The 8,041-nt window shown below is 27.8% G+C and carries 7 protein-coding genes; 3 read left to right on the top strand and 4 right to left on the bottom strand.

The window, feature by feature from the left end; genetic code table 11:
* Positions 1 to 7: 7 nt before the first annotated feature.
* From ACRC03_RS10485 to fdhF, 4 genes are all read right to left on the bottom strand, one after another.
* The gene (locus ACRC03_RS10485; RefSeq protein ID WP_438652513.1) at positions 8 to 862 is read right to left on the bottom strand and encodes a substrate-binding domain-containing protein; all 855 of its coding nucleotides are present in this window, start codon (positions 860 to 862) and stop codon (positions 8 to 10) included.
* A 19-nt stretch (positions 863 to 881) separates the two neighbouring features.
* On the bottom strand, positions 882 to 1,652 hold the full coding sequence (gene fdhD / locus ACRC03_RS10490) for a formate dehydrogenase accessory sulfurtransferase FdhD (RefSeq protein ID WP_438652514.1): 771 nt from the start codon (positions 1,650 to 1,652) through the stop codon (positions 882 to 884).
* Positions 1,639 to 2,256: a molybdenum cofactor guanylyltransferase gene (locus ACRC03_RS10495; protein ID WP_438652515.1), complete on the bottom strand. Its 618-nt coding sequence runs from the start codon at positions 2,254 to 2,256 to the stop codon at positions 1,639 to 1,641. Before ACRC03_RS10495 ends, fdhD begins: the two co-directional genes overlap by 14 nt.
* An 88-nt stretch (positions 2,257 to 2,344) precedes the next feature.
* Positions 2,345 to 5,020, bottom strand: coding sequence for a formate dehydrogenase subunit alpha (gene fdhF / locus ACRC03_RS10500; RefSeq protein WP_438652516.1), 2,676 nt, complete (start codon positions 5,018 to 5,020; stop codon positions 2,345 to 2,347).
* 247 nt (positions 5,021 to 5,267) lie between these two features.
* Between fdhF and ACRC03_RS10505 the strand changes: the two genes are divergently transcribed.
* The 3 genes from ACRC03_RS10505 to ACRC03_RS10515 all read left to right on the top strand — a co-directional run.
* Positions 5,268 to 6,305 (top strand): 4Fe-4S dicluster domain-containing protein, encoded by a 1,038-nt coding sequence (locus ACRC03_RS10505; RefSeq protein WP_438652517.1) that lies wholly within the window; start codon positions 5,268 to 5,270, stop codon positions 6,303 to 6,305.
* A gap of 13 nt (positions 6,306 to 6,318) precedes the next feature.
* Positions 6,319 to 7,329: a sulfite reductase subunit C gene (gene asrC, locus ACRC03_RS10510; RefSeq protein ID WP_438652518.1), complete on the top strand. Its 1,011-nt coding sequence runs from the start codon at positions 6,319 to 6,321 to the stop codon at positions 7,327 to 7,329.
* 200 nt (positions 7,330 to 7,529) lie between these two features.
* Positions 7,530 to 8,041 (top strand): sulfite exporter TauE/SafE family protein (locus tag ACRC03_RS10515; protein WP_438652519.1); only part of this gene is annotated, 512 nt, incomplete at its 3' end.

Raw genomic sequence — 8,041 nt, forward strand, 5'->3', positions numbered from 1 at the left:
CCTTTACCTACTTTGCATTTGGAGTAAATAAAGACTGCCCGTACTCTTCTTTTTTAAAGTTCTCTATATTTTTTTGAGTTTCGTCTTCTAAAATCCATTCTTCAAATTCTTTAGCTTCTTTATCATTTATATTATCAAACTTATCTGGATTAACACACATTACTCCATATTGATTTTTTAAATCCGTATCTTTTTCAACAACTATATCTAAATCTAATTTGTCTCTCATAGCTAAAAATGTTGCTCTATCTGTTAATGTATATCCTTGCTTTTCACTAGCCATTTTTAAAATATCTCCCATACCAGCTCCAGCTTCTACATACCAATCACCTTTTGGTGTTAAATCTACTTCTTTCCAAATTTTCTTTTCTTTTTTATCAGTTCCTGAATCATCGGCTCTTGATATGAACATTCGCTGCTCATCATATATTTTATTTAAAGCTTGTTGTGTTTTATTTTCACCTTCAATTTCTTTTAACTTTAAAGGGTCATTTTTAGGTCCAACTATAATAAAATCATTGTACATTACGTCATGTCTTTCTTTAGCAAATCCATCTGCAACAAACTTTTCTTCTGACTTAGTATCATGAACTAATAATACGTCTGCTTCACCATTTTCACCCATTTGTATAGCTTTACCAGTTCCAACCGCTATAGTTTTGACTTGTATATTAGTTTCTTCTGTGAATTGTGGCAATAATTCATCTAAAAGACCACTATCTTGAGTACTTGTAGTAGTTGCTAATATTAGTTCAGAACTTGATGTAGCATCTTCTTTTGTTTTATTTGTACTACAAGCTGTTAATGATATAGTCATTAATGATATTAATAAAGATGTTGTTATTATTTTTTTTAGTTGCATATTATTTGCCTACCTTTCTCTAAACTCTTTTATTATAAATATTTAGCTTATTTTCTCTTGCAAACCCAATTACTTCTATATTTAATTCTTCACTAGTATTTATTGCTAAATCAGTAGCTGCAGATCTTGACACTATGCACCCTATTCCAAGTCCTGCACATTTTAGTACAATTTCTGAAGTAATTCTTCCACTTGTCATTATAATTTTGTCTTCTATATTTACATTATTTATTAAACATCTTCCAATAATTTTATCTAGTGCATTATGTCTTCCTATATCTTCTTCAAAATATAATATCTTATCTTTGTGTATTATACTTACACTATGGACTCCACCTGTTTGTTCAAATAACTCAGACCTTTTATTAAAAACTTTCATTGTTTTTAATAAATTCTCATAATTTATATCAACTTTATTACTTAATTTATTACATTTTAAAGAATGTAGTGCATCATAAAATATACTTCCCTTTCCACATCCAGTAGTTATAACTCTTTTTCCATATAATTTCTCATTTATATTACTTAAATTGTTTAATTTAACATATGCATGACATTTATTTTCATCAATATTTATATTATCTATACAATCTAAAGATTTTATAATTTTTTCTGAATATAAAAATCCTATAACTAAACTTTCTAAAGATTTTTGAGTACATAGTAATGTTATAAATTGCTCATCATTTAAAAATATAGTTAGAGCATATTCTTTTACTACTATATCTTCAACTTCAAATAGTTCCCTATCTACATACTTTTTTATAATATATTTTTTAGTTGCACCCATAGTTTTTAGACTCCTTTATATATTTACATAAATCTTGTTTGTTATTTAAATTTTCAAAAATATTTTTTTTAAGATTATTACATTCAAAATCTTCTTTATAGATGTTGTAAATATGTTTGTTTTTATCCTCTAAAAAACTTTTTATAGATTTTTTTTTATTTATTAATAAAAAATCTTCTATTTCTGTAAATAAAGATTTTTTATAAATTGCATGAAATGGTTCTACAAATTGATCTATTTTGGTAATGTATATTTCTTTTTTATTATTTACAATAGACTTTAAATATTCGATGTAATTATTATCTATATTGGGCATGTCACAAGCTACAAAATACACATATTCACTTTTACTATTTTTAAGACCTGTATATATTCCTGATAGTGGTCCACTTTCTTTTATCTCATCACTTACAATTTTATAATCACAATTTACATAATATTGAGGTTTATTTGTAACTATTATTATCTCTTCAAAACTTTGTTTTAATTTTTTTGCTAAATCATATATAAGCCTTTTTTCATTTATTACCAAGAACTGTTTATCAAATTCCATTCTAGTACTTTTACCACCAGCTAGTATTACTGCACTTTTACATAAACTCATATTTTACACACTTTCTAGTAATCTATTGTTTTTCTAGTAATCTATAATAGTGATAGCAAACACTAGCTATCACTATTATATTAAACTATTATTTCATTTTTTTAATATTTATAGCACAAATTTTTAATCCTGGTATTTTACATATCTCATCTAATTCAGCACCACTTAAATAGTTTGCTGCACCCTCTGCAAAATGGAATGGCATGAAGAATATTTCTTCTTCTATTATATCTGTTATTTTTGCAAAAGTGATGACTTCTCCTCTTCTAGAAGAAACCTTTAATTTATCTCCATCTTTTATCTTTAATTTTTTTGCTGTATTTGGATGTATTTCTATAAATGATGTACCATTTATTTCATTCAATCCATCTATTTTACCTGTCATAGTTCTAGTATGATATTGATATAAGACTCTTCCGTTTATCATGATGTATGGATAATCTTTATCAACTTCTTCATGGCTTACTACATAATCAGTAGGAATAAATTTACCTTTTCCACCTATTGGTCCATTTGAATGAAGATATTTAGTACCTAAATGTTCTTTAGTTGGACATGGCCATTGTAAACTAGATTTTTCTAATCTATCATAATCAATTCCACCATATTGAGGTGTAACTAATGCTATTTCATCCATTATCTCAGCTTCATTATTGTATCTTTTATCCTCACCTAATTTATTCATAAGTTCCATTACTATAGTCCAGTCTGGCTTAGTATTTCCAACATTTTTTATAGCTTTTCTAATTTTTTGTACTCTTCTTTCTGTGTTAGTAAATGTACCATCTTTTTCTGCAAATGAAGATGCTGGTAAAACAACATCTGCATATTTAGCTGTTTCAGTCATAAATATATCTTGAACAACTAGGAATTTAACTTTGTCTAAAGCACTTCCTATATGGTTTGAGTTTGGATCTGATATTGTTGGATTTTCTCCCATTACATAAAGGAACTTAATATCATCTTTTATTATAGAATCCATTATTTCTGGTAAAGTAAGTCCTTCTTTTTCAGGTAAATCAGTATTCCATGCTAGTTCAAATTTTTGTCTAGCTTTCTCATTGTTAACTTTTTGATATCCTGTGTAGTACTCTGGTAAAGCTCCCATATCACATGCACCTTGAACATTATTTTGTCCTCTTAATGGATTAACTCCTGCATGTTCTTTACCTATATTTCCACAAAGTAATGCTAAATTTGATACTGCCATTACATTATGTGTTCCATTGCTATGTTGAGTTATACCCATACAATAGTATATTCCAGCTTTTTTAGATGTAGCGTATAATCTAGCTATTTTTCTTATATCATCTGCCTTGACACCACAAAGTTTAGCTGCTTTTTCTGGAGTATAGTCTTTAACTAATTTGACTAAAGACTCATAATTTTCAGTGTGCTCTTTTATATATTTGCTATCTTGAAGGTTTTCTTCTATTATTACATTCATCATAGCATTTAATAATGCTATATTTGAGCCTGGTTGTATTTGTAAATGATAATCTGCGTACTTAGTTAATTCTACTTTTCTTGGATCTATAACAACAAGCTTAGCCCCATTAGCTACTGCTTTTTTCATTTTAGCTCCAATTATAGGATGATTTTCTGTAGTATTTGAACCTATTACTAACATAAAATCATTATTTTCTACTTCTTTTATACTATTTGTCATAGCTCCACTACCTAACGTGATTGCAAGACCTGCAACCGTAGAGGAATGTCATAATCGTGCGCAATGATCTATGTTGTTGGTTTTTATAACTTTTCTAAACATTTTTTGGAATAAGTAGTTATCTTCATTTGTACATCTAGCTGATGCAAGACCAGCAAATGCATCACTTCCATATTCCTCTTTTATACTGTCATAGTTTTTAACTATATAATCGTATGCTTCTTCCCAAGATACTTCTTCAAACTTTCCATTCTTTTTTATTAATGGATTCGTTAATCTATCTTTATGATTTATAAAATTATATGCAAATCTACCTTTAACACATAACATTCCTTCATTTGATGGACCATTAGCTGCTTCTACTCCAACAACCTTATCATCTTTTACTTTTAAATCTAATTGACACCCTACTCCACAATAAGTACAAGTTGTTCTTACATCTTCTGTTTCATTTATCTTTTCTTTTTCAAACTTAGGAGTTAATGCACCAGTTGGACATACTGCGATACAGTTACCACAAGAAACGCAGTGTGTATCTCCTATTTTTGCAATTATCTGTTCTCTTCCTTCTTTTTTATAACGTCTAAATTTATCTTCTATTGCATGAGAGTTTTGAAGTTCTTCACAAACTCTAAAGCACTTTTTGCATTTTATACATTTATTTGGGTCATAATTGTAGAATTTATTTTCTTCATTTATAGGTAAGCATTTTTTCTCAATTTTTAAGTTTTTCTTATCCATATAAGGTGCATATTCTACAAAGTATTTTTGTAATTTACAATTTCCTTTTTTATAGCAATCTTTACAATTTAAATCATGATTTGAAATCATATTAGTTAATATTTTTGTTCTTATTTGCATTACTTTTTTGCTTCCTGTAGTAATTTCCATTCCCTCTTCTACCATAGTAGAACATGAATTTTTTATTTTTTCTCCATTAAGCTCTACTACACATATTCCACAAGAGCTATGTGGTTTTAATCTCTCATCATGACAAAAATTAGGTATTTCTATTCCAACTTTCTTACAAGCTTCTAATATAGTTATATTATCTTCTACTTGTATACACTGCTTGTTAATTTTAATATTTACCATGTATAATATTCTCCTTATATTTTTTTTCTATTGTTAGATAAAGCTTTTAATTTTTTTAAAAATGCTAGTTCTAATCTAACTTAAATAAACATTGTTTTTAATATTTCATATTATATCATTGGATTTTAATAAATAATAATAAAAAAAATTTATGGTTACCATCAGAAAAATTTGTGAATTGACCTTTAAAAGTAATAAGTATATGATTATTAAATGTATAAAAATAAATTATATTTGGAGGATAATTATGGATTATAAATTATCATTAGAACAAGCAGATAATGTATTAAAAATTCTGCAAGAAAACTATAGAGTGTATGCACCTATTACTTTTAAAGGTGAAGGGTTATATAGTTATACAGACTCTATAAGGTATGGTGAAATAAATTCTTTTAGTGATGTTGAATATAAAATAAAGTCACAAGGATCTCCAAAAGAAATATTGTTACCAATAAATCATGCTTTATCAATTGAATCAAATGGTCAAAAAATAGATACTATTAAAGATATAGATAATAGAAATATATTAATAATTCTTCGTTCTTGCGATATTCATGGAATCACTAGAATAGATAAAGCATTTATGAATGATGAGTTTTATAGAATTAGAAGAGATAAAGTTAAATTTATGGTTATGGAATGTCCTAAATCATGGGATACATGTTTTTGTGTATCATTAGGTACTAATACAACAGATGATTATTCATTAGGAATAAAATTTGCAACAGAAAGTATATCTATAAAAGTTAAAGATAATGAATTTGATAAATACTTTAATACTGGTTATGCTCAAGAAAATTTTGAAATAAGATTTGCAACAGAAAATGAAACAAAACTTAACATTCCTGACTTAGAAATATGGGATAAAGAAGCTATGGATGAAGTTAAAAAATTAGAGTTATGGAATGAATATAAGAGCCGTTGTATAGGTTGTGGAAGCTGTAATATGGCTTGCTTAACTTGTACATGCCTATCTAAAACTAAAGTGAATTATTCTGATAATTCTAATTTAACTGAAACTAGAAGAGTTTGGTCAGGGTGTCAGTTAGTCAAATCATCAGCACTTAAAAATACATCTATGGCAGAAGTAGTTCCTGCAAGAATTAGACAGAGAGTTTTAGATAAATTCTACAGACCTAAATTAAGTGCATCTAATGAGCAAGTTTGTGTGGGATGTGGACGTTGTACGGATGTTTGTCCTAGATTTATAAACTTCTCAACTACAGTAAATAAATTAAGTGAAGAATTAGATAACATACACACTAAATTAGGTAGAGATAAATAAAGGAGACACTACTATGAATAAAGATATTAATATTGACAAACTTCGTGCAAATTGTTTTAGACAATCAAAAGTTGCTGGAGAGTTCATGTTCCAAATGAGAGTTCCAGGAGGTCTTACACAAGCTAAGCACTTAAGTTTAGTTCAACATATAGCAGAAACTTATGGGAATGGTACTTTCCACTTTGGGGCAAGACAAAGTTTTCATATGCCTGGAATAAAATTTGAAAATATAGATAAAGTTAACTTATTAGTAAAAAATTATATACATGAAATAGAAATAGAACAATGTAACGTAGATATAGATGTAAATGATTGTGGATACCCAACTCTAGGAGCTAGAAATATAGCTGGATGTATAGGTGCAGATCATTGCGTAAAAGCAAATGCTAAAGTTTCTAAACTTGCAAGTAAAATAGAAAATATAATATTCCCAAGTAATTACCACATAAAAACTAATATAGCAGGTTGTCCTAATGACTGTATAAAAGCTCATATGGCTGACTTTGGTATACTAGGGGTTACTATACCTAATTATAACTATGATAGATGTGTAGGTTGTGGAGCTTGTGCAAGAGCTTGTCAAGGACATGTAACAAGTGCATTAAAAGAGGTTAATGGTAAAATTATAAGAAATGAAGAACTTTGTATCGGATGTGGAGAATGTATAGTAGCATGTCCTACTAGAGCATTTACAAGATCACCTGAGCCATTTTATAGAGTTTTAATAGGTGGTAGAACAAGTAAAAGAAGTCCAAGACTTGGTCAGATCTTCTTAGATTATATTACAGAGGAAGTATTGCTTGATGTTATTGGAAATTGGAAGGACTTTTCAGCTGATACATTAAACGGTATTCCAAAGTACTTACATGGAGGTCATTTAATGGATATGGCAGGCTATCCTAAATTCAAAGAATTAATGTTAAAAAATATTACTTTAAATGAAGAAGCAAGAGTTGCTACTCGATTAAATTGGCAAGAAAAAGAATATAAGGCTCATATAAATGTAAAAAAAGTTAGCAAATAAATGCTAGTTATATATTTCAATTAATAAAACCAAGTGTCCTATTCACTTGGTTTTATTAATGCTTCTTTAGTTTTATGTTTTATAGTGGTATAATTTATTTATAATCATAATATTTATAGATAATAATTTCTATTTATAATTCTGTGATAACTAACTATCTTTTATAGTTATAGTTTATAGAAAGGATATTATAAAAAATAATGCTTGAAATTTTAAAAATGTATTTAATAATTTGTCCATTGGTTTTTTTAGGTGGATTTGTTGATGCTATTGCTGGTGGTGGTGGTTTTATTTCACTTCCTGCTTATATCATTTCTGGTGTTCCTGTCCATACCGCTATTGGAACAAATAAATTAAGTTCAGCTATGGGTACTACTTTGACCACATATAGATTTGCCAAAAGTGGATACATAAAATTTAAAATTGGGATTTACTGTGCAATATTTGCTTTAGCGGGTTCTTATATAGGAGCTAAAACAGCTTTATTGATCGATGCTGATTCTTTCAAAATAATAATGCTTGTAATTTTACCTTTGACTTCTATGTATGTGTTGTTTAAAAAAGATTTAATTAAAGATGTTGAAGAAAATGAAGTAGAAGATTTTTCATCTAAGAAGACTTTTTACTATAGTTTGCCTATATCATTTTTTATAGGAATGTATGATGGTTTTTATGGACCTGGTACAGGTACTTTTCTTATTTTGTTACTTAC

Origin of the sequence: Romboutsia sp., assembly GCF_051659545.1 — a bacterium.
Classification (GTDB): Bacteria; Bacillota; Clostridia; order Peptostreptococcales; family Peptostreptococcaceae; genus JBOFOR01.